This window comes from Pararhizobium antarcticum (genome assembly GCF_001885585.1).
Taxonomy (GTDB): domain Bacteria; phylum Pseudomonadota; class Alphaproteobacteria; order Rhizobiales; family Rhizobiaceae; genus Pararhizobium; species Pararhizobium antarcticum.
The window spans coordinates 1-21,205 of the sequence record NZ_LSRP01000117.1; the positions used below are offsets into that span (position 1 = coordinate 1).

The window sequence follows — 21,205 nt, forward strand, 5'->3', positions numbered from 1 at the left end:
ATATAGATTTTCTATAGCAACATGCCAGCAATCTCAATTGCGAAAACGACTGAAGGCGCCGATGATCGAAGCGTGAAAAGGAGGATTGCCATGGCGACCCTGGGCTCGATGATCACAGATTTGCTGACCGGTAGCGCAATGCCACCCGAACATGACCTGGCCTGGATCCGCGATCCGCTGCGCCACCCCGACCTTGCTCGGATGGACCAGCGCATGCTCGGCGACCTGCCAATGCCCGGATTTGCCAGACCGGGGCCGATCGCGGCTTCGGCCGGCGACCCGGTGCCGCCGGTCAAGGCACCATCGCGGCCGTTGCCTGCAGGTCAGAATTTACGCAAGGCCTGCTGAGGCGACCCTGCCATCACCCTTTCAGGACCGCCAGCACCGCTTTGACCGCCGGGCGTTCCGCCATGCGGGTGCGATGATCGAGCACGCCCGGGAAGCGGGCTGGATCGACGCCATCGGCCTCCAGCCATCCGGCCATGGTGTAGAGGTAGGCATCGGCAACGGTGTAGTCCTGCCCCATGACCCAGGGACCGGCGAGCATCGTCGTTTCGATGAAATCGAAACAGGCAGCCATGGTCTGCGGGACCTTCTGCTTCATCGTCTCGATGGCGGCGCCATCGTCGGTCCAGCGACTGCCGCGACGGCCATGGGCGTGGGCGACATGCACCGTCGAACACAGGTAGCTGTTGAAGGCCTGCAGGCGGGCGAATGCGAACGGATCGTCGAGCGGCGCCAGGCCGGAGGCCGGAAACGCCTGCGCAAGAAAGGCAAGGATCGCCGGCGTCTCGGTGATAATGCCACGATCGGTGGACAACGCCGGCACCCGCCCTTTGGGGTTCAACGACAGGAAGTCAGGCGACGTCTGCTGCTGCGCGGAAAAATCGAGCCGCCGCGCTTCATAGGGCGCGCCGATCTCTTCGAGCACGATATGCGCCGCCAGCGAACAGGTTCCGGGTGCATAGAAAAGCGTCAGCATGGGAAAGACCTTCCATCATCGTTCGGGCCCGAACGGCCTTTGCCAAGGCGTAACATCGCCCCCTGGCAAAGGCCAGCCGATGATCCGGGCTTCACGCAGGCGTGACGATTGCGCAGCCCGGCACGTCTTCCAACCGGTAAAAGACGGGAATACCACGTTCAGTGGCGATCCTCACGTCATTGTCAGCCCCCTTGGACGCACCGGGAAGCCGCAAAACGGCATCGCAGAGTGCCAGCAACCGCCCGGCGACAGGATGGAAGATCTCTTCGTAAAGCGCATCACCGACATGCTGGCCGCCGGCCACATGCCAGATCGGCAGAGCCACCCACTCGCCAATGACAGGCAGATGGCCGGCCGCAAACAGCGCATGCGACGGCGCCTCCAGAACCCTCAGATTGGCCGCCATCTTTTCCGGGTCGTCACCGGTGCCGGAACGATAGGGGCCGGCAATCAGGATCAGCATGGGATTTTCCTCTCATATTTGCACGATAATTCCAGATATTTCTGGATATTTTCGTTTAATCATGCAAAACAATGCAGAGTCAAGGAGCAGGACAGCCATGCTGACATCACAAAGACGGGCACTGATTACGGCGCGACTGGCCAGCGATGGCCAACTGGTGGCCAAGGCGCTGGCGGATGAACTCGACCTTTCCGAAGACACGATCCGGCGGGACCTGCGCGACATGGCGGCGGAAGGCTTGCTGCAGCGCGTGCATGGCGGGGCGTTGCCGCTGCAGCCGCCGCTGCCGGATTTCCCCGCGCGCCAGACGATGGCCGGCACGGCAAAACGGGATCTCGGCAAAATGGCTGCCGGCTTGATCAGGCCGGGCCAACTCGTCTTCCTTGATGGCGGCACCACCAATGCCGAGATCGCCCGCGCCCTACCCCGAAATCTCGCCGTCACCATCGCCACCCACAGCCCGACGATCGCTGCGGAACTGGTGCGGCACGCAGCCGACGTCATCCTGATCGGTGGCAGGCTCTACAAGCATTCCATGGTTGCGACCGGTGCAACGACCCTTGCCGCAATCGAGGCCATGCGGCCGGACATCTTCTTCATGGGCGTGACCGCGCTGCACCCGGCCCATGGCCTGTCCACCGGCGATTTCGAGGAAGCCGCGATCAAGCGGGCGATCGCTGCGCAAGCGGCCGAAACCTTCGTCTGTGCCACAAACGAGAAATTCGGCGCCACCTCGCCGCACCGGATCATGCCGGTCGAACGGCTGGCCGGCTTGATCGTGCAGCAGGACATCGACGAGCAAACGCTTGCCCCTTACCGCGACATGGCGCTGCAGATGATCGCGGCCTGATGTCCCCAAGGTCTTGAACACGGGTTGCAGCATCGATCAAACGCAGCTTGCGCAACGCGACTGCCTGCATGTCAGGCGGTCGTTTGCGGCTGCGCTTGCCAGATCAAATCTGTTCTGTTTCCTGTCGGCAAAGGTCACTCACAACGCATCGCGTCATAGGTCAGGCCATAAGCTGCACGGCGCAATGGCACCCCATCGCATCGGCGACTAAACCTCGCCGATCCGCTTGCTCATATTGAAACCGGTCGTGCGAAAGCCGGAGGTCTCATAGACATGCCTGGCGCGGACGTTGTCGGCGGCAACACGCAGGCGGATTTCGGTGAGGCCTTCGGCGGCGAGACGGGCCTCGATCAGGCCGAGCGCCGTTTTGCCAAAGCCCTTTCCCTGATGGGCGGGCAGGATGTGAAAATCGCTTATGAAGGCGGATCGCTGGGCGATGTCCGGCCTGTACCAGAGATAACCGAGAAGCGTGTCTCGTTCATCGACGAGGCACAGCAGCACCTCGCCTTCGGTCCGTGGACCGCCCCGCAGGTCATCGGCGACTTCGGCGCTGGCGCGGGTAAGGGCCTGCGCTGCGGAAAGACCGTAGTTCGTTGCCATCTCGGCCGCGTAATCCGGCACGAAATAGGCGAGATAGGCGGCGAATTCCACGTCACGCATGGGCCGCAGGGCGAGTTCCGGTGTGCCAGGTATCCCGCCTTCCATCAGCGGTTGAACGCGTCGGTCACTCTGACGTCGCCGACGGCGATGCCGTTCCAGTTGCGCATCGTGTGATTGGCCTGCGCCATCAGGGCGGCATGGAGTTCGGGTTCGTCGACGAAGAAGCGGGCAAGCGTCGCGGCCACCATGGCTTCGGCGGCGCGGGTGGCGCCGTCTTCGCATTTCAGTGCAATCGCCAGCCCCTTTTCCGGAATGGCGGCGCAGAACACGCCTTCCGCGCCGGTCTTGGCAAAGATGCGGCCCGGCGCCGTCTTCATCAGGCGGGTGCAGGCGCGGCCGGTACCGGCCACATAGAAGGGTTCGGCCATGCAGGCCTCGATCAGCCGGCGGGAAGCGCCAGCGCGAACGGGTTCCAGCCCCGTGCCCGTCGCCATTTTGGCAAAACCATGGGCGAGTTTGTTCAAGGGCACGGCATAGGTGGGGATCGAGCAGCCATCGACGCCGCAATTGTCGTGGGCGAGTGCCGCCCCGGTCAACGCTTCCATGACGCCGCGGATTTCCTGCTGGACCGGGTGATCATAGCCGACATACCCCTTCGTGTCGGTGCCCGTATGGCAGGCGGCACAGATGAAGCCGGAATGTTTGCCCGAGCAATTGTTGTGCAGCGCCGTCGGCTGCGCCAGCGTGCGGGCCTGCTCGATCAGCGGCTTTTGCTCGAAGGACCAGTGCGCGCCGCATTCCAGCACGGAGGCATCGCGACCGGCAGCGGCAAGCATGCTGGCCGCCATGGCCACATGCTCCGGCTCGCCGCTATGCGAGGCACAGGCCAGCGCCAGCGCCTTTTGCGAAAGCCCGTAGGCATCGGCAGCACCGCTCTCGACCAGCGGCAGCGCCTGCATCGCCTTGCAGGCCGAGCGCGGGAAAACGCCCGCTTCGGTATCGCCGAGCGAAAACACCGTCTTGCCATCGCCATCGACGACGATCACCATGCCGCGATGGCGGCTTTCGACGAGATTTCCGCGTGTAACGTCCACCAATACCGGGTTCGACATGATCCTGCCCTCAAATTTCCGCGTTCGAATGCGCTTTTAGCGGAAGTCTTTTCAAAACTCACGCGAAACCGGCCCTTATATGAGATTTATCCGAAGAATGCTGCTTGCCCTTTTGATCGTTTATCTCCTGCCGGCGCTCGCTTCTGCCGGCCTCTGGTATGTCAAGGACCGGCCACAGAGCTGGCGGGAGGCCGACTGGAGTTCGGCCAAGGTCCTGCCGGCGGCGACCGCGAACCCCGATGCCGCCGTCTACATTTTTTCGGCGCAGACCGGAGGCATGAAAGGCGCCTTTGCCAGCCACTCCTGGATCGTCACCAAGCGTGCGGGCGACGAAACCTACAATCGCTATGACAAGGTCGGCTGGGGATCGCCGATCCGCCGCAACGGCTATCCGGCCGATGCCCGCTGGTATTCGAATACGCCGCATCTGGTGACGTCGGTCACCGGCGCTGAAGCCGAGCGGCTGATCCCCAAGGTCGAGCAGGCGATTCAGGCCTATCCCTATGCCACGGCCGGCGGTTACCGCATCTGGCCGGGACCAAATTCGAATACCTTCGTTGCCCATGTGCTGCGTTCCGTGCCGGAACTCGATGCCGTGTTGCCACCGGACGCCGTCGGCCGCGACTATCTGCCGGAGGGCAAACTGTTCCAGATCGATACGGACGGCCGCGACCTGCATGCGACACTCTACGGGCTGATCGGCTTCTCCGCCGGTTGGCGCAGCGGTCTTGAAATTCATGTCATGGGCCTGGTCGCCGGTATCGATATCCAGCGGCCCGGGCTGAAAATCCCGGCGCTCGGCCGTTTCGGCGTCTGAGCCTGAGGCAGGCATGACCCACTGCGCATAGCCGGGGACAGCCCGGCAGAGATCCGCTGCTTTTTCCGGCGCGTCTCCCAGACTGCCTGCGTTCGCAGCCTTTTGCCATCAGGGTTTCTTAACGCCGAGGCACTACGCTTCGCTCAATCGAAAATCCATGCGGCCGGGGCCGTGCGGTCCGGTTCACGGGAAAGGTGCCGTTATCTTGGACAGAGGCCAGAGACGACAGGCCGCGGAGACGCGCCGGCCCATTGCCGGGCGCGCGATCCGGACCGACATAGCCGGTTCGGACAGCGTTCTCGTCGATCTGATCGCTGCCGGATTCGAGGCGAGCGCAACTGCCGTGGTGCTGTTTGCGCCCGACGACACGCTGGCTTTCGCATCCAGCGCCTTTGCCGAACTCTATGATGTGCAGCCCGACGCCCGAACCTTCGCCGATGTCATGCGCCATTGCCATGCGGCGGGCAAAGGTCCGAAGTTCTCGACCCACATCGACGCCTGGCTTCTGCTGGCCGCCGCCAAACGACGGTCGGCGCCGCACCGCGCCTTCGAGATCGACATGGCGGACGGGCGCTGGTTCTGGGCCAGCGAAACCAGCTATGCCGGCGGCTGGATCCTGCTCGTGGTCACCGATATCACCGTCCTCAAATCCAACGAGCGCATGTTGCAGATGGCGCGCGACGCCGCCGAAATCGCGGCAGGAACAGACAGTCTGACCGGCCTGCCCAACCGCCGCCAGGCCATGGCGGCCTTTGCCGAGGCCATCGCGCTGGCTGACAAGACGGCCACGCCGCTGTCGCTGGTGCTGATCGATCTCGATCATTTCAAGGCGATCAACGATCGCTTCGGCCACAAGGCGGGCGACGACGTGCTGTGCCACTTTGCAGAGACGGGAAAACGGCTGCTGCGCAAGAGCGATCTGCTGGCGCGCATCGGCGGCGAGGAATTCATGCTCCTGATGCCGCACGCGGCACGCCACGACGCGTTGCGGGCGACGGAGCGGTTGCGCATGCAGCTGAGCCTTAGGCCGCAGATCGAAGGCCTCGACCTCACCTATACGATGTCGGCAGGGATTGCCGACTATGCGGGCGAAACGCCGGAAAACCTGTTCCAGAAGGCCGACCGGGCGCTGTATGGCGCCAAGTCGCGCGGGCGCGACTGCGTCGACGTAGCGGACTGACGTCCAGCCGTTTTTCCAATTCCGCACGAGACGTTCCAGAAGAACATCATCCGAAAAGCCGGCAACAAAAAAGGGCCGCACGAGGCGGCCCTTCCATGAGTTTTGGCCAGATGAAAGGCCCGGACCGCATGCCCGACTGTGGCATGCGACCCGCAGGAAGGCGGGGATCAGATCGAGGGCTGCCTCGACAATTCCACCACAATTCCCATGCCGGTCACGAGGCTCGAAATCTCATTGGACATTGGATCACCTTCCTTTCGTTGCGTTAATCGTAGCTTCAAGGTAGTCCGATTTTCGACGATTGCAAGAGGCTTTGCCCATGGCTTTTGTCAGAATGTCAGGACTATTTTTCCGATGTGATCGCCGGCCTCCATCAACCGGTGCGCCTCGACCACCTGCTCGAAGGGAATGACAGCCTGCATCACCGGCGCGATCTCGCCGCTTTCGAGAAGCGGCCAGACATTGTCCTCGAGATCATCGCGGATCGCCTCCTTTTCCGATGCCGTGCGCGGCCGCATGGCCGAGCCCATGATGGTCAGCCGCTTGCCGAGGATCGGCGCGATATTGGCCGTCTCGACCGTAGCACCCCCCAGAAAGGCGATAATCGACAGACGGCCATCCTTGGCCAGCGACGCGATGTTGCGCTCGAAATAGGGCGCGCCGACCATATCGAGAACGACATCGACGCCGCGGCCGCCGGTTTCCTCGAGGATCACCGCCTTGAAATCCTCGGTCCTGTAGTTGATTGCCCGGCGGGCGCCGAGTGCCACGCAGGCATCGGCCTTGTCCTGACTGCCGACGGTGACGAAGACTTCCGCCCCGAACGCCTTGGCCAGCTGGATCGCCGTGGTGCCGATGCCGCTCGATCCGCCATGGATCAGGATCGTCTCGCCCTCGACCAGATCGGCCATCTGGAAGACATTGGCCCAGACCGTGAAAAAGGTCTCGGGCAGCGCTGCCGCACGCGCGGCATCGTAGCCCTTCGGCCAAGGCATGGCCTGCGTCGCCGGCAGGGCGCAATATTGCGCATAACCGCCGCCATTGGCGAGACCGCAGATCCGGTCGCCGACAATGAAGCCTTCGGTCCCCTCGCCCAGCGCCACCACCTCGCCGGCGACCTCAAGCCCGAGCACCGGGCTTGCGCCCGGCGGCGGCGGATAATTGCCGAGCCGCTGCAGCACATCCGGCCGGTTGACGCCGGCCGCCTCGACGCGGATCAGGATGTCGCCGGGATGGACCGCCGGCAGCGGTCCCCTGGCAAGCACCATGTTTTCCGCCGCACCGGGCGTGGGAAGATCGACATAGGTCATTTCGGTCGGCAGGGTCACGGCGGCGTCCTCATTGCTGGTCATCGTCTGTCTGACAGGATGGTCTATCTAGCGTGAAGGCCGCAAAGGACAAAGGCGGCGTTCCGTTTTTCGGATGAAATTGCGCCGCCACCGAAGAAATCGGTCGCGACGTCGCCGGCAACAGCAAGTCCTGCGGCGCTGCGCAACCGGCGGATGCTGCGCTGCATCATGGCAAAATTCCGTCACGGTGCAGCGTCCGAGAATTAAGTTTCCTTCATTTGAAAGCGGCGAAATCGCAGCCCAGGCGCCGTCTCGAAACCGGGAAACGACGGCGGCCAGATGGGCCGCGACACGACGCGCTCCGGACGGTTTCGCCGTTACGCCCGTTGAACCGGCCGAACGAGGACGACGCCCATGCGTGCTCTTCTCACATCCCTGCCTGTCATTTCTGCCATCTCGCTGTCCTCGGCAGCCTTTGCCGCCGAAAGCACCGGCACCATCAAGGCCTACAATGCCAGGGCGATGACGCTGCCCCTGCGCGACGGCACCGCCTTTACGCTCCCGGCCCTTTCAAGGACCCGGGACTGAAAGCCGGCGAGACGGTCAGGATCGCCTATGACATCGTGAACAAGAAACATGAGGCATCAGCGGTGACGCTGGTGCAGTAACAGCAGCCAGTCGGGCCTGAGCAGAGCCGGTGGCGGACAGACGCGTCGGGATCATGCGGAAACGGGCCGGAAGCCATGATGGGTTCCAGCCCGTTTTCTTGTGTTCGCCGTGGCCGGCGCGGCGGGCCTTGGCGCGCATCCTGCGGGAGCAACGCCCTCTTGATCGCTGGCGTCGCCAATGATATTTCAACGGGTGAAACCGATTGTGAAAGGAGGGCTGCGCATGACTGTTTATTTCCGGCACCATCGCCAGCGTGGCCCCGTCAACGCCCTGCAAATGCGTTTGCAGGGCTGACCAGAGGCTGTTTCTCGACCCCTCGTCCTGGTCTGCCCTTCGTGGCACTGCCGGCTGCCTTGCGGCGCTGGCGTTTCATAAACCTGCCGTGACCCGACACGCCCTTTGCCTGCGGCCATAGGCCCGAGCAGCGTGTTCGACGGCCAGACCAGAGAACGATCATGAGCCTTTTGAATATCCGCAGTCTCGGCGTGACGCTGAGCAGCCGTCTGTTTTCCGACCTTAACCTGACCGTCAATGCCGGCGACCGCATCGGCCTCGTCGCGGCCAATGGCAGAGGAAAATCGACGCTTTTGCGCTGCATCGCCAGCCAGTTGGAACCCACCGACGGTGTGATCACCAAGTCTCGCGGCCTGACCATCGGTTATGTCGAGCAGAACGTGCCGCAGGCCCTGCTCGACCATACGTTCTACGACGCGGTTCTGGCCGCCCTGCCGGCCGAGCAGCAGTCGAGCGAAAGCTGGCGGGTGGATGTCGCGCTCGAATCCCTTGATGTGCCGGAGGCGATGCGCCAGCGAACGCTGAGCCAGCTGAGCGGCGGCTGGCAGCGGCTTGCCATGCTGGCCCGCATCTGGGTGACCGAGCCTGATATGCTGCTGCTCGACGAGCCGACCAACCATCTCGATCTTGCCCGCATCGGCCAGCTTGAGCAATGGCTGAACGCCCTGCCGCGCGACCTGCCGGTGATCATCTCCAGTCATGACCGCGCCTTTCTCGACGCCACCACCAACCGCACCCTTTTCCTGCGCCCGGAGCGATCACAGATGTTTCCGCTGCCCTACAGCCGCGCCCGGGTTGCTCTTGACGAGGGTGACGCGTCCGACGGGCGGCGCTACCAGCGCGACATGAAAGCCGCCCAGCAATTACGCCAGCAGGCGGCCAAGCTCAACAATATCGGCGTCAACTCCGGCAGCGATCTTCTGGTGGTGAAGACCAAACAGCTGAAACAGCGCGCCGACAGGCTTGAGGGCGCGACACGGCCGGCGCATCTGGAACGTTCTGCCGGCGCGATCCGGCTTGCCAATCGCGGCACCCATGCCAAGGTTCTGGTGACGCTGGAGGATGCGGCGGTGACGACGCCGGACGGCACACTTTTGTTTCGCACGGGCAGGCAGTTCATCTGCCAGGGCGACCGGATCGTACTTCTCGGCGCAAACGGTGCCGGCAAGACCCGGCTCGTCGCCATGCTGCGCCGGGCAATCGGCAAGGCAGATGTGAGCCAGGACGGCATCAAGGCGACCCCGTCCCTGGTGCTCGGTTATGGCGACCAGGCACTGGCTGATCTCTCCGAAGGCGAGACGCCGATGCACAGCATTGTGCACCGCTTCGATGTCGGCGATCTGCGGGCGCGTTCGCTGCTGGCCGGCGCCGGACTGTCGGTCGAGATGCAAGCGCGGCCGATCGGCCAGTTGTCCGGCGGCCAGAAGGCGCGGCTCGGCATGCTGTTCCTGCGGCTTGCAGAACCCAATTTCTACCTGCTCGACGAGCCGACCAACCATCTCGACATTGACGGGCAGGAAGCGTTGGAGAGCGAACTTCTGGATCACAAGGCCAGTTGCCTGCTTGTCTCGCACGACCGGTCGTTCGTTCGCGCCGTCGGCAACCGCTTCTGGCTGATCGACAGGAAGACGCTGGTCGAACTGGATGGTCCGGAGGCCTTCTTCGCAGCGATGGGCGGCGCGGGTGCGCCTTGACAATGCGAGAGGCTGGCCCCTGCTCCAAGGGCTGGCCCCGCGCCAACAGCTGCCTTCAGTCCTGACCGCCGAAGGTTTCGATGACGAGGCCGGTGTCGCTGTCCTTGGCCCGGCTCTTGATTTCGGCGATGCGGGCGCTGACGGCCTGGGTATCGGAAAACATGACGCCCTCGGGCAGGCCGACGACACCGACGGAGCAACGCATCAGCGGGAAAACCGTACGTTCGCCGCTGCGACCGTGACCGTTCATGTAACCTGCTGACTGATGTTCCGACGAATAAAGCTGGGCAACCTCGATTTTGAAATCCGACAGCAACCGCCCCAGGACCCCGTGCAGTTCCCCTTCTGACATGCCTGAAATGCCGATGAAGAAATCATCGCCGCCGACATGGCCAAGAAACCTGTCCTCCCCGACGAAATGGCGGCGCATCAGGGCGGCAAACAGCGAGATCGCCAGATCGCCCTTCTGGAACCCGTAGTGGTCGTTGAACGGCTTGAAGCTGTCGAAGTCGCAGTAGCAGAAGTAACGCGTCCGGTCACCGTCGAGCACCGCCTCCTGGACATGATCGCGGATGGCGCGATTGCCGGGAAGTCCGGTCAGCGGGTTTTGCTCCTGGGCGGTCTTCAGCTGCTTCTCGCTGATGATTTTCAAAAGGGAGGCCGCCGACAGCACGCCGGCATAACGCATGTTTTCGGTGACGATCACGCAATCGCTGCCGTCCATGCCGGCAAAGATCTTCAACATTTCATCGGCGGGCGTTTCCAGATCGGCGATCGGGGCGGGATTGACGAAATGCGAGATGTTGCGCTGGTAGAGGCGATTCTTCAGCAGGTCGCGACCGAAGGGATGATAGATCATCTCCTTGACGTGATATTCGTGCAGCACGCCGCGCGGCTCGCCATTGGCGTTCAGCACCGGGAAGAAGCTGCGCTGCGGCGATCTGCGGAACAGCTCGAAAATGGAATCGAGACTGTCGTTCTCGCGCAGGGCCGGCACCTGTTCGATCTGCTTGCGGATGAGGATGCTGTCGAGCGACGCCGGCTGGCGGCGTGAATGACTGCCCTGCTCCAGATGCGGATAGGCCGGCTGCAGGTCGGCCAGATGCACTGTAGGCCGCGCGATGAAATACCCCTGCACCAGATCGCAGCCGAGATCGCGGCAGGTGAGGAACTCCGCCTCCGTTTCGACGCCCTCGGCGATCACCCGTGTGCCGAGCACATGGGCGGTGTTGACCGTGTGCTTGACCAGATGGCGCTTGCGCGGGCTCGCATCGATCCCGGTGATGAAATGGCGGTCGATTTTCACATAATCGACCGGCTGGTCGCAGAGCAGCTTCAGCCCGTTGAAGCCGACGCCGAAATCATCGATCGCCAGCTTGAAGCCGGCCAGGCGCAGGCGCTTTACCAGACCGGCGAAATCGGGCATGCGGCCACTGTCAAACCGCTCCGACAGCTCGAAGCAGATCGAGGATGGCGGGATACCGGCCCGATGCAGGTGATTGCCCATGCGCTCGACCAGATCGCCCTCGCTGCCGATCATCCGGCTATCGAAATTGACGAATAGCGTGCGTGTGGCAAAATCCGGAAGGCTGGCGAACCCGGCAAAGGCACGGCTGTTGATCATATGCTCCAGAGCCATCAACTGGCCCGCCTCCTCGGCCTTGTCGAGAAGGTCTAGCGGCGAGGCAAAGCCCAGACGCTCGTAGCCGCGCATCAGCGTCTCGTAGCCGAACACCGCCCCGGTCGCCACTTCAGCGATCGGCTGAAAGGCGTTCTCAATGGCAAGTTTTGCGAGCGTGACGATCTGGTCGCTGCCGAAACGGCGCAGTGACAGCATTTTGGCGGCAGGGTTGGCAGGCATTGCGAGACTCCGGACACAGGCGGGACAGACTGCGCGCAGAATCGGGCCGGAAAGCTGAATTTTCCGTTTTCGCAATGTGAAACTTTCATGAAAGTTCAACGACTACAATATGTTAGAATGATCTACCGAACGTCGTTTCCTCAACGATGAAGCCTCCCATCCGAGACTGGGTATCCTCCGGTGCCGCGGCTTGAAAACAAGCCTTGAAATTTCCTGGATCGGCGTTCAATTTTTTATTGATTGATGGATCAATCAAAAATAAACTGCCCTCAACAAGGGGATGAAAATGCCGAAAGTCGGGATGGAACCGGTGCGCCGCAAGGCGCTGGTGGATGCGACACTGAGGGCGGTGGGCGATCATGGCTCGCTGACGGTCACCATGTCGCAAATCGCCCGCCATGCCGGCGTTTCGGCGGCACTTGCCCATCATTATTTCGGCTCCAAGGAGCAACTGGTGATCGAGACGATCCGCAGCCTGTTGCGGCAGTTGCGGGCAGACACGGTGGCCGCCTTGCAGCAGGCGACGACGCCGCGGGAACGACTGTCCGCCGTCATCCGCGTCAATTTCCAGGCGCACCAGTTTGCGCCCGAGACGGTGGCGGCATGGCTCGCCTTCTATTCCGAGGCCCAGCGCTCGGAGAAAACCCGTCGGCTGCTGGTTGTCTATGCCCGCCGGTTGCGCTCGAATTTTCTCGCCAGTCTCCGGCATCTTTGCCCACCCGACGATGCGGCGCGGATCGCCGAAGGTGCGTCGGCAATGATCGACGGGCTCTATCTGCGGCAGGGACTGAAATCGGCCCCCGTCAGCATCGATGCCTCGATCGCACTGGTGGAAGATTATGTGACGGCGCATCTGCGCCTGGTTTCGAACAGCGGGGGACAGAGCCTTTGACCGTCCAGAAGCCCAATATTCTCATCATCATGGTGGACCAGCTGAACGGAAAATTCTTTCCGGATGGCCCGGCCGACTTTCTGCATGCACCGCATATGAAGGCGTTGGCCAAGCGTTCGGCCCGCTTTGCCAACAACTACACCTCCTCGCCGCTCTGCGCCCCGGCCCGCGCCTCGTTCATGGCCGGGCAATTGCCGAGCCGCACGCAGGTCTATGACAATGCCGCCGAATACGTCTCCTCGATCCCGACCTATGCGCATCACCTGCGGCGCGCCGGCTACTACACGGCGCTGTCGGGCAAGATGCACTTCGTCGGACCGGATCAGTTGCACGGCTTCGAGGAGCGGCTGACCACCGACATCTACCCGGCCGATTTCGGCTGGACGCCGGATTATCGCAAGCCGGGCGAGCGGATCGACTGGTGGTACCACAATCTCGGCTCCGTCACGGGCGCCGGCACCGCCGAAATCACCAACCAGATGGAATATGACGACGAGGTGGCGTTTCTGGCCAACCAGAAGCTCTATCATCTCGCCCGCGAGAACGATGATGAGGACCGCCGCCCCTGGTGCCTGACTGTGTCGTTCACCCATCCGCACGACCCCTATGTCGCCCGCAGAAAATTCTGGGATCTCTATGAAAATTGCGCGCATCTGGAACCGGAGGTCGGCGCGCTGCCGATCGAGGAACAGTGCCCGCATGCGCTGCGCCTGATCCATGCCTGCGACTATGTCTCCTTCGACGTGACCCGCGAAAACATCCGCCGTTCGCGGCAGGCCTATTTCGCCAATATCTCCTATCTCGACGAAAAGGTCGGCGACCTCATCGACACGCTGACGCGCACCCGGATGCTCGACAACACGATGATCCTGTTCTGCTCCGACCATGGCGACATGCTCGGCGAGCGCGGATTGTGGTTCAAGATGAATTTCTTCGAGGGCTCGGCCCGCGTGCCCCTGATGGTGGCTGGTCCGGGCGTGGCGCCCGGCCTGCATCTGGCCCCGGTTTCCAATCTCGACGTGACGCCGACGCTCTGCGATCTCGCCGGTATTTCCATGGACGAAATCATGCCATGGACGGACGGCGAAAGCCTCAAGCCCGTGATCGACGGGGAGGAACGGATCTCGCCGGTGCTGATGGAATATGCCGCCGAAGGCTCCTATGCGCCGATGGTCTGCATCCGCGAGGGAAAGTGGAAATACATCCACTGCGCGCTTGATCCGGACCAGCTGTTCAATCTCGAAGCCGATCCGCTGGAGCTGAACAATCTGGCGAGCGATCCGACCGATTCCGTCATATTAGCCACGCTGAAGGCCTTTACGGATATGCGCGAGGCGCGCTGGGACATGGCGCAATTCGACGCGGCCGTGCGCGAAAGCCAGGCACGGCGCTGGGTGGTCTACGAGGCGTTGCGCAATGGCGCCTATTATCCCTGGGACCACCAGCCGCTGCAAAAAGCATCCGAGCGCTACATGCGCAACCACATGAACCTCGACAATCTCGAGGATTCCAAACGCTACCCGAGGGGGGAATGATCATGAAAGCCCAACCGAAAGCCTCCCACTTCATCGACGGCGACTATGTCGAGGACACGGCCGGCGCACCGTTCGACAGCCTCTATCCGGCAACCGGCGAAGTCATTGCCCGGCTGCATGCGGCAACGCCGGCCATCGTCGAAAAGGCGATTGCGGCCGCCAAACGCGCCCAGCCGGCATGGGCGGCGATGAGCCCGACAGCCCGCGGCCGTATCCTGAAGCGCGCCGCAGATATCATGCGGGAGCGCAACCGCGAACTGTCCGAACTCGAGACGCTCGACACCGGCAAGCCGATCCAGGAGACGATCGTTGCCGATCCGACCTCGGGCGCCGACGCCTTCGAATTTTTCGGCGGCATCGCGGCTGCGGCGCTGAACGGCGACTATATCCCGCTGGGCGGCGATTTTGCCTTCACCAAGCGCGTCCCGCTCGGCGTCTGCGTCGGCATCGGCGCCTGGAACTATCCGCAGCAGATCGCCTGCTGGAAAGGCGCACCGGCGCTGATCTGCGGCAATGCCATGATCTTCAAGCCGTCGGAAAACACGCCGCTCGGGGCGCTGAAGATCGCCGAAATCCTTGTCGAGGCCGGCCTGCCGAAGGGGCTCTACAACGTCATCCAGGGCGATCGGGCGACCGGGCCGCTGCTCGTCAATCACCCTGATGTCGCCAAGGTTTCGCTGACCGGCTCGGTCGAGACCGGCAAGAAGGTGGCGAGTGCTGCCGCAGCCTCCCTAAAGCATGTGACGATGGAACTCGGCGGCAAGTCGCCACTGATCGTGTTTGACGATGCCGACCTCGAAAGCGCCATTGGCGGCGCCATGCTCGGCAATTTCTATTCGACCGGCCAGGTCTGCTCGAACGGCACCCGCGTCTTCGTGCAGAAGGGCATCAAGGACAAGTTCCTGTCGCGGCTCAAGGAACGCACGGAAAAGATCATCATCGGCGACCCCATGGATGAGGCGACACAGTTCGGGCCGATGGTCTCGAAGGCGCAGCTCGACAAGGTGTTTTCCTATATCGAAAAGGGCAAGGCCGAGGGCGCCACGCTGCTCACCGGCGGCGGCATTCCGAACTCAGTCTCGTCGGCCGGCAATTACATCCAGCCGACCGTGTTTGCCGACGTCACCGACGACATGACCATCTGCCGCGAGGAAATCTTCGGGCCTGTCATGTGCGTGCTCGATTTCGACAATGAAGACGAGGTCGTCGCTCGCGCCAATGCCACCGAGTTCGGCCTCTCGGCCGGCGTCTTTACACAGGACATCACCCGCGCCCACCGCGTGGTCGATGCGCTCGAAGCCGGGACGCTGTGGATCAACGCCTATAATCTGGCGCCGGTGGAGGTTCCCTTCGGCGGTTCCAAGCAGTCGGGTTTCGGTCGCGAGAACTCGATTGCGGCGCTGAACCACTACAGCGAGCTGAAGAGCGTGTACGTGGCAATGGGGCCTGTGCAGTCGCCTTATTGAGCCAGAAGCCTGCGGCCGATCTCCCCTTTAGGGGGAGATGTCCCGGAGGGACAGAGGGGGTAACGCTCCTCGAATTTCGGGCTGGCCCACCCCCCTCTGTCGGCGACGCCGACATCTCCCCCTCAAGGGGGGAGATCACCGACATATCGAGCGCCGAAACAAAAGAGGCCGGCCCATGCAACAGGCAGACAACAACATCCTCCTTTCCGGCTCCACGGGCTCGGCGCTGAACTGCGGTGACGATCTGAAGAGCGTGTATGCGGCGATGGGCAAGGTCGAGGCGCTGTATTGATATGGGCGCCTCAGTCCTTCGTAACCTCCACGACGAGATCGTCGAGATCGACCTTGAGCGCGACCGCAATGCGCTTCAGGACATCGACGGAGCCGGTCTTCTTGCCAGCCTCGATCTCCGAGAGATAGGGCTGGGAGATGCCGGCAGCTTTCGCCAGTTGGGACATGGTCAGTCCACGGTAGTTCCTGAGGGTGCGTATGCGGCTGTCGGTTTCCCAGAGTTCGACAACAAGGTGGTGTGGCCAAGTCTCTTCGCCCGCAGCCACCCGCGCCATGATCGCACTCGCATGCAGGCCATCCATCAGGTCCTCGTAGTCCTCCTCGCTGAGCAGGACATAGGTTTTTCCATCGATGGTCAGTCTCTGTACATCGTTCATGCTGAACCACTCCTAGTAGATACTGCCCCTGGGTCCTGCATCGATCACTTCGATGACGACGCCTTGATCATCAATGATGACGCGGTCATCGCCGACGCGGATGCGAAAGTAGGGATTTCCCTTCATTTTCTTGATATCGACGGAGCGACCGCTCGCGTATTCCTCAAGCCGAGAGAAGATCGCCGCTCGCCGTTTTGGCTGCATTCTACCCAAGCTTTTGCGAGCATCACGCGTGTAGATGATCTCTCTCATTGCTATATCATAGCTCTAAGCAATAAAATTTGCCATTCGAAATATAGCTATTTGCGAGAACAAGCCAGAGGAACAGGCAACAATACGGATGAGCCTCGTTCGCAATCAAACACCAGCTTGTTATGTCTTAGTCTTCCACGTGAGGAAAACGTATCCCATGCTGAGAATGGCGTACAGAAAGCGGCATACGCTATACAGGACGACAAGGCAGAGCGCGAGTACCCAGACGACAGCCAGTGCTGGCGAAACTTTCGCGGCCAACACGGCGATCAGCACGCACGCAAGGATCGTGGCCAAAAATCGACGTTGCTGGCGCATACTCCACGCGGCCGAGCCTCGAAAATCAGCCCAAAAGGTACTTCTGGCGCGCGGCGTGTTTATCTTGCGCATCGTCTCAGCATCCAAGCGCTCGCGATCAATCGCGCTCAACTTCTTCAGCAATTTATCCTGGAAGCCATCTTTGATCATTCTGCGTGCATAACCGTGAATATGGATACTCCAGAGACGTCGTATCGATCAGTGGGGTTTTCAACCGAGACAAGCTGTATCCTTCATTGAATAATTTCAACCATGCCTAACAGAACCTAAGCGAGCCAACACCATGCAAAGCGCAGATTACGTCATCATCGGTTCCGGCTCGGCGGGCTCGGCCCTTGCCTACCGCCTTTCGGAAGACGGCAAGAACACTGTTCTCGTTCTGGAGTTCGGTGGTTCGGATTTCGGGCCGTTCATCCAGATGCCGGCGGCGCTTGCCTGGCCGATGAGCATGAGCCGCTACAACTGGGGTTATCACTCGGAGCCCGAGCCCAATCTCAACAACCGGCGGATCACCGCGCCGCGCGGCAAGGTCATTGGCGGATCGTCGTCGATCAACGGCATGGTCTATGTGCGCGGCTCGATGGAAGACTTCAATGCGTGGGAAGAGCTTGGCGCGCGCGGCTGGGGCTATGCGGATGTCTTGCCCTATTTCAAGCGCATGGAAAATTCGCACGGCGGCGAGGAGGGCTGGCGTGGCACGGACGGGCCTTTGCATGTGCGGCGCGGCTCCTTCAAGAACCCGTTGTTCAAGGCCTTCGTCGATGCCGGAGAGCAGGCCGGTTTCGAGCTGACGGACGACTATAACGGCGCCAAGCAGGAAGGCTTCGGCCTGATGGAGCAGACGGTGCACAATGGTCGGCGCTGGTCAGCGGCAACGGCCTATCTGCGTCCGGCCCTGAAGCGGCCGAATGTCGAACTGCTGCGCTGCTATGCCCGCAAGATCGTCATCGAGAACGGCCGCGCCGTTGGCGTCGAGATCGAGCGCGGCGGAAAAATCGAGATCGTGAAGGCAAACCGAGAGGTCATCATATCGGCCTCGTCCTTCAATTCGCCGAAGCTTCTGATGCTGTCGGGCATCGGACCCGGCGCACATCTCAAAGAGATGGGCATCGAGGTCAAGGTCGACCGTCCCGGCGTTGGCGCCAATCTGCAGGACCACATGGAGTTCTATTTCCAGCAGGTCTCGACCAAGCCGGTCTCGCTCTATTCCTGGCTGCCCTGGTTCTGGCAGGGGGTCGCGGGCGCGCAATGGCTGTTTACCAAATCTGGCCTTGGCGTTTCCAACCAGTTTGAATCCTGCGCCTTCCTGCGCTCGGCGCCGGGCGTCAAGCAGCCGGACATCCAGTATCACTTCCTGCCGGTGGCGATTTCCTATGACGGCAAGGCGGCGGCCAAGAGCCATGGCTTCCAGGTGCATGTCGGCTACAACCAGTCGAAATCGCGCGGTTCCGTGACGCTGCGCTCGCCCGACGTGAAGGCAGATCCGGTCATCCGGTTTAACTATATGAGCCACCCGGAGGACTGGGAGAAATTCCGCCATTGCGTGCGCCTGACCCGCGAGATCTTCGGCCAGAAGGCGTTTGATCCCTATCGCGGGCCGGAAATCCAGCCGGGCGAGAATGTCACGACCGACGAGCAGATCGACGGCTTCCTGCGCGAGCATCTGGAAAGCGCCTATCACCCCTGCGGCACGTGCCGGATGGGCGACGCCAATGATCCGATGGCCGTGGTCGATCCGGAAACACGGGTCATCGGCGTCGAGGGCCTGCGCGTCGCAGACAGTTCGATCTTTCCGCATGTGACCTATGGCAACCTCAACGGCCCCTCGATCATGACCGGCGAAAAAGCAGCCGACCATATCCTCGGCAAGGGCATGCTGGCCCGCTCCAACCAGGAACCGTGGATCAATCCGCGCTGGGAAACCAGCGACCGGTAGTGTCGCGGCGATTGAGGCACCACCGTCAGAGAAAGCCGATCCAGCGTCCTGCGAGGACGGCGCCCGGCCAGAGGACGAGCGACAACATGGCCGCGATCCGGACAGAGAGCGCCGGGTGGCCGTCGCGTGCCAGCGCCTCTTTCCAGGCCAGGCCGCGATGGAGCATGACAGCGTTGAGGATGGCGAAGGCCACAAGCCCGAGCTTGATCAGAAAGGCGGGATTGGCCGCATATTCCCGGGCGCGCACGGTGAACAGCAGAACGCCGGTGACAAGCGCGCATGCCACGCCTGCAGTGGCTGTTCGCGACAGAAGCGGCGCGATGGCGGCGAGCGGCGCCTGACGGAAGAAGCCGAGCAGACGCAGATCCAGCGGTAGGATCGCCCCGATGATCAGGCCGATCGACAGGATATGGGCGGCGCTGACGACGATATAGAGGGCCGGCCAGGCCGTCATGGCCGCAGCCACGCCCGATTGCTCCAGCCAGACAAGGCCGGTCATGATCGCGGCCATGAAACCATCCATAAACCCGGCCATGAGGCGATCAGTTCGTCTTGATGCGTTCGGGATAGATATCGAAGGCCTTGCCTTTGACGGTGATCCGCACGGCCTTCATCAACTTTTCATTTTCGTCCAGCGAGCGATTGCCGAGAATAATGATATCATCGCCGACATTGGCCGAGCCCGGCGCAAAACCGGAGCGCTCAGTCCCGCGCGGATTGCCAAGGTCGATTTGCCAGTCGGTTCCATCTGCTGCCGTGATCTCCAGAGACGGATGTGGCGGAGCGAAGGACAGGCTCTTGATCGTTCCGGTCAGTTCGGTCTGCTCGCCCTGCGCCCAGGACCAGCCGTGATGGGCCGAGGCGGTTGTCACCGCCAGCATCGAGAGGCCGAAGGCGGCAAAGAGACTTGAACGCGCAATGGTCATGGTCTGGCTCCTTTTGTCTGTTTCACGAACAGGAGATGGCACCATGCGTTGCGATGGAAAGGGCGGTCACGGTTTCTTGAACGGTCCACAGGGTGCAGACACAATCGCTTGAAATGCCGAAAGCCCGTCCTCCCGTCCATGGTTTTGGCAACACCGAGGCTGTTTATGCGAGCGCTGGCGCGTGCGGGGTGATCAAAAGAGGTACAATGGCGGAATTTCCCGGTGGCTGGCCTGTGCGGCAGGGACGAGGTCCGGCGAGGACGAGGCGAAGAAACGGCTGAACACCGCACATCTGATGGATGTGCGGTGTTCAGCGCTGTTCCGTTGCGGTGCGAGGACTAGACGAAGAAGAAGTCGTTGCTATGCAGGTCGGCCTTCTCGATGCCTTCAAGCAGGATCGAACCCGATCCGTATTTGATCAGCAGGCCATCTGCCGTGTTGGTCGCAGCCGCCTTGACGGCGGTGAAGGTTGCCAGAATGTCGTTATCGAGGCGCAGCACGTCACCGGAGGCGCTGCCGGCGTCGAAATCGACGATCGTGTCCTTGCCGGTATCCTTTGCGAAGATGAAGGTATCGCGGCCGGCACCGCCGACGAGACTGTCGGTTCCCTTGCCGCCTTCGAGCGTGTCGTTCCCGGCACCGCCGTTCAGCTTGTCATTGCCGGAGCCGCCGACCAGCACATCGTTGCCGGTGTTGCCATAGATGCTGTCATTGCCGGTACCACCCTCAAGCCTGTCATTGCCGGTGCCGCCCTTCAGCGTGTCATTGCCACCCTTGCCGTAGAGCTTGTCGTTGCCGGCGCCGCCGTTCAGCGTATCGTTGTGGTCGAAGCTGGAAAACGCATCATTGCCGGTGCTGCCGGAAAAGGCGATGCTGTTCTTCTTCAAAAGCGCGAGAAGGCCGCTGGTATCGGCGGACGACAGGCCGGAGCGCATGGCATTGGCGTCTGCGCTGGTTTCCAGCCCGAGGCCGGAAATCTTCAGATCGGTGGCCTGGGTGAACACGTGTTTGGTGGCATCGAGCGCTGTCGAGGTGCCGAACCGCAGCGCGTTGAGCGAGCCCGCCACCTGATGCGAGGTCATGTTGTAGGACCAGTCTGTCTTGCCCGAATCGAAGACAAGACCCGTTGTCGCGGTCTTTCCGTCGGTCACGGCATATTGCTCGCCCGACATGCCATCGGCGCCGCTGAACTGGCCACGGCCGTTCGAGACGAAGCCGCTGTCAAATTTGTTCAGATAGGCGAGCACGTCGACACCGGTGCCGTCCTTGTTAACGTCTGTTGCGGAGATAGTGATGGTCATTGCATGCCCCGAAGCGGTTGGAAAAATCTACAGGAACACGGCGTGTTTAAGATGATATAATTAGTCAAGTTTTGTCCATAAAATATGATTATCTTTATCA

The 21,205-nt window shown here is 61.8% G+C and carries 22 protein-coding genes; 10 read left to right on the forward strand and 12 right to left on the reverse strand.

The features are described from left to right. Nucleotides 1-90: 90 nt before the first annotated feature. On the forward strand, nt 91-348 hold the full coding sequence (locus AX760_RS20485) for a hypothetical protein (protein WP_071834858.1): 258 nt from the start codon (nt 91-93) through the stop codon (nt 346-348). 13 nt (nt 349-361) lie between these two features. Here AX760_RS20485 and AX760_RS20490 read toward each other — a convergent pair whose 3' ends face one another. Next, entirely contained in the window at nt 362-982 is a 621-nt protein-coding gene (locus tag AX760_RS20490) for a glutathione S-transferase family protein (protein ID WP_071834859.1), read from the reverse strand. Nucleotides 983-1,073: 91 nt separating this feature from the next. Continuing rightward, nucleotides 1,074-1,445: a DUF4406 domain-containing protein gene (locus tag AX760_RS20495; protein WP_071834860.1), complete on the reverse strand. Its 372-nt coding sequence runs from the start codon at nt 1,443-1,445 to the stop codon at nt 1,074-1,076. A gap of 97 nt (nt 1,446-1,542) precedes the next feature. Here AX760_RS20495 and AX760_RS20500 point away from each other — a divergent pair, with 97 nt between their 5' ends. After that, nucleotides 1,543-2,295 (forward strand): DeoR/GlpR family DNA-binding transcription regulator, encoded by a 753-nt coding sequence (locus AX760_RS20500; protein WP_071834861.1) that lies wholly within the window; start codon nt 1,543-1,545, stop codon nt 2,293-2,295. A 207-nt stretch (nt 2,296-2,502) separates the two neighbouring features. Here AX760_RS20500 and AX760_RS20505 read toward each other — a convergent pair whose 3' ends face one another. Next, entirely contained in the window at nt 2,503-3,000 is a 498-nt protein-coding gene (locus tag AX760_RS20505) for a GNAT family N-acetyltransferase (protein ID WP_071834862.1), read from the reverse strand. After that, nucleotides 3,000-4,007, reverse strand: coding sequence for an asparaginase (locus AX760_RS20510; protein WP_071834863.1), 1,008 nt, complete (start codon nt 4,005-4,007; stop codon nt 3,000-3,002). Before AX760_RS20510 ends, AX760_RS20505 begins: the two co-directional genes overlap by 1 nt. Before the next feature lie 79 nt (nt 4,008-4,086). On the opposite strand from AX760_RS20510, the gene AX760_RS20515 reads away from it, so the two are divergent. Together AX760_RS20515 and AX760_RS20520 are read left to right on the forward strand one after the other, a co-directional pair. After that, the gene (locus tag AX760_RS20515) at nt 4,087-4,824 is read left to right on the forward strand and encodes a DUF3750 domain-containing protein (RefSeq protein ID WP_071834864.1); all 738 of its coding nucleotides are present in this window, start codon (nt 4,087-4,089) and stop codon (nt 4,822-4,824) included. Between the two features lie 205 nt (nt 4,825-5,029). Beyond that, complete coding sequence (locus tag AX760_RS20520; protein WP_175552107.1) at nt 5,030-6,004, forward strand: GGDEF domain-containing protein; 975 nt, start codon at nt 5,030-5,032, stop codon at nt 6,002-6,004. A 329-nt stretch (nt 6,005-6,333) separates the two neighbouring features. On the opposite strand, the gene AX760_RS20525 is transcribed toward AX760_RS20520, so the two are convergent. After that, nucleotides 6,334-7,332 (reverse strand): NAD(P)H-quinone oxidoreductase, encoded by a 999-nt coding sequence (locus AX760_RS20525; RefSeq protein WP_071834876.1) that lies wholly within the window; start codon nt 7,330-7,332, stop codon nt 6,334-6,336. Nucleotides 7,333-7,707: 375 nt separating this feature from the next. Between AX760_RS20525 and AX760_RS20530 the strand changes: the two genes are divergently transcribed. Both AX760_RS20530 and AX760_RS20535 read left to right on the forward strand, forming a co-directional pair. Continuing rightward, complete coding sequence (locus tag AX760_RS20530) at nt 7,708-7,881, forward strand: hypothetical protein (RefSeq protein ID WP_245295071.1); 174 nt, start codon at nt 7,708-7,710, stop codon at nt 7,879-7,881. Nucleotides 7,882-8,417: 536 nt separating this feature from the next. Then, nucleotides 8,418-9,950, forward strand: a complete 1,533-nt coding sequence (locus AX760_RS20535) for an ABC-F family ATP-binding cassette domain-containing protein (protein WP_071834865.1) — start codon at nt 8,418-8,420, stop codon at nt 9,948-9,950. Nucleotides 9,951-10,005: 55 nt separating this feature from the next. Here the strand turns inward: AX760_RS20535 and AX760_RS20540 are convergent, their stop codons facing one another. Then, nucleotides 10,006-11,811 carry a bifunctional diguanylate cyclase/phosphodiesterase gene (locus tag AX760_RS20540; RefSeq protein WP_071834866.1) on the reverse strand — a complete coding sequence of 602 codons (1,806 nt, stop codon included), beginning with the start codon at nt 11,809-11,811 and terminating at the stop codon, nt 10,006-10,008. Between the two features lie 286 nt (nt 11,812-12,097). Between AX760_RS20540 and betI the strand changes: the two genes are divergently transcribed. From betI to betB, 3 genes are read left to right on the forward strand one after another with little or no spacing between them, the layout of a single operon-like run. Next, nucleotides 12,098-12,703, forward strand: coding sequence for a transcriptional regulator BetI (gene betI / locus AX760_RS20545; protein ID WP_071834877.1), 606 nt, complete (start codon nt 12,098-12,100; stop codon nt 12,701-12,703). Then, nucleotides 12,700-14,238 carry a choline-sulfatase gene (gene betC / locus AX760_RS20550; RefSeq protein WP_071834867.1) on the forward strand — a complete coding sequence of 513 codons (1,539 nt, stop codon included), beginning with the start codon at nt 12,700-12,702 and terminating at the stop codon, nt 14,236-14,238. Before betI ends, betC begins: the two co-directional genes overlap by 4 nt. Nucleotides 14,239-14,240: 2 nt before the next feature. Continuing rightward, nucleotides 14,241-15,704, forward strand: a complete 1,464-nt coding sequence (gene betB / locus AX760_RS20555) for a betaine-aldehyde dehydrogenase (protein WP_071834868.1) — start codon at nt 14,241-14,243, stop codon at nt 15,702-15,704. Between the two features lie 302 nt (nt 15,705-16,006). On the opposite strand, the gene AX760_RS20560 is transcribed toward betB, so the two are convergent. From AX760_RS20560 to AX760_RS20570, 3 genes are all read right to left on the reverse strand, one after another. Beyond that, nucleotides 16,007-16,372, reverse strand: a complete 366-nt coding sequence (locus tag AX760_RS20560) for a helix-turn-helix domain-containing protein (protein WP_071834869.1) — start codon at nt 16,370-16,372, stop codon at nt 16,007-16,009. A gap of 12 nt (nt 16,373-16,384) precedes the next feature. Beyond that, nucleotides 16,385-16,624: a type II toxin-antitoxin system RelE family toxin gene (locus tag AX760_RS20565; protein WP_071834870.1), complete on the reverse strand. Its 240-nt coding sequence runs from the start codon at nt 16,622-16,624 to the stop codon at nt 16,385-16,387. A gap of 120 nt (nt 16,625-16,744) precedes the next feature. Further along, entirely contained in the window at nt 16,745-17,092 is a 348-nt protein-coding gene (locus AX760_RS20570) for a hypothetical protein (RefSeq protein ID WP_071834871.1), read from the reverse strand. A 133-nt stretch (nt 17,093-17,225) separates the two neighbouring features. Here AX760_RS20570 and betA point away from each other — a divergent pair, with 133 nt between their 5' ends. After that, a complete protein-coding gene (betA, locus tag AX760_RS20575) occupies nt 17,226-18,878 on the forward strand; it encodes a choline dehydrogenase (protein WP_071834872.1) in 1,653 nt (550 codons plus the stop codon). Between the two features lie 25 nt (nt 18,879-18,903). On the opposite strand, the gene AX760_RS20580 is transcribed toward betA, so the two are convergent. The 3 genes from AX760_RS20580 to AX760_RS20590 all read right to left on the reverse strand — a co-directional run bounded on the left by AX760_RS20580 (nt 18,904) and on the right by AX760_RS20590 (nt 21,105). Then, nucleotides 18,904-19,380 (reverse strand): DUF6644 family protein, encoded by a 477-nt coding sequence (locus AX760_RS20580; RefSeq protein WP_071834878.1) that lies wholly within the window; start codon nt 19,378-19,380, stop codon nt 18,904-18,906. A 40-nt stretch (nt 19,381-19,420) separates the two neighbouring features. Beyond that, nucleotides 19,421-19,804 carry a DUF6152 family protein gene (locus AX760_RS20585; RefSeq protein WP_071834873.1) on the reverse strand — a complete coding sequence of 128 codons (384 nt, stop codon included), beginning with the start codon at nt 19,802-19,804 and terminating at the stop codon, nt 19,421-19,423. Between the two features lie 338 nt (nt 19,805-20,142). After that, a complete protein-coding gene (locus tag AX760_RS20590) occupies nt 20,143-21,105 on the reverse strand; it encodes a calcium-binding protein (protein ID WP_071834874.1) in 963 nt (320 codons plus the stop codon). Nucleotides 21,106-21,205: the final 100 nt, after the last annotated feature.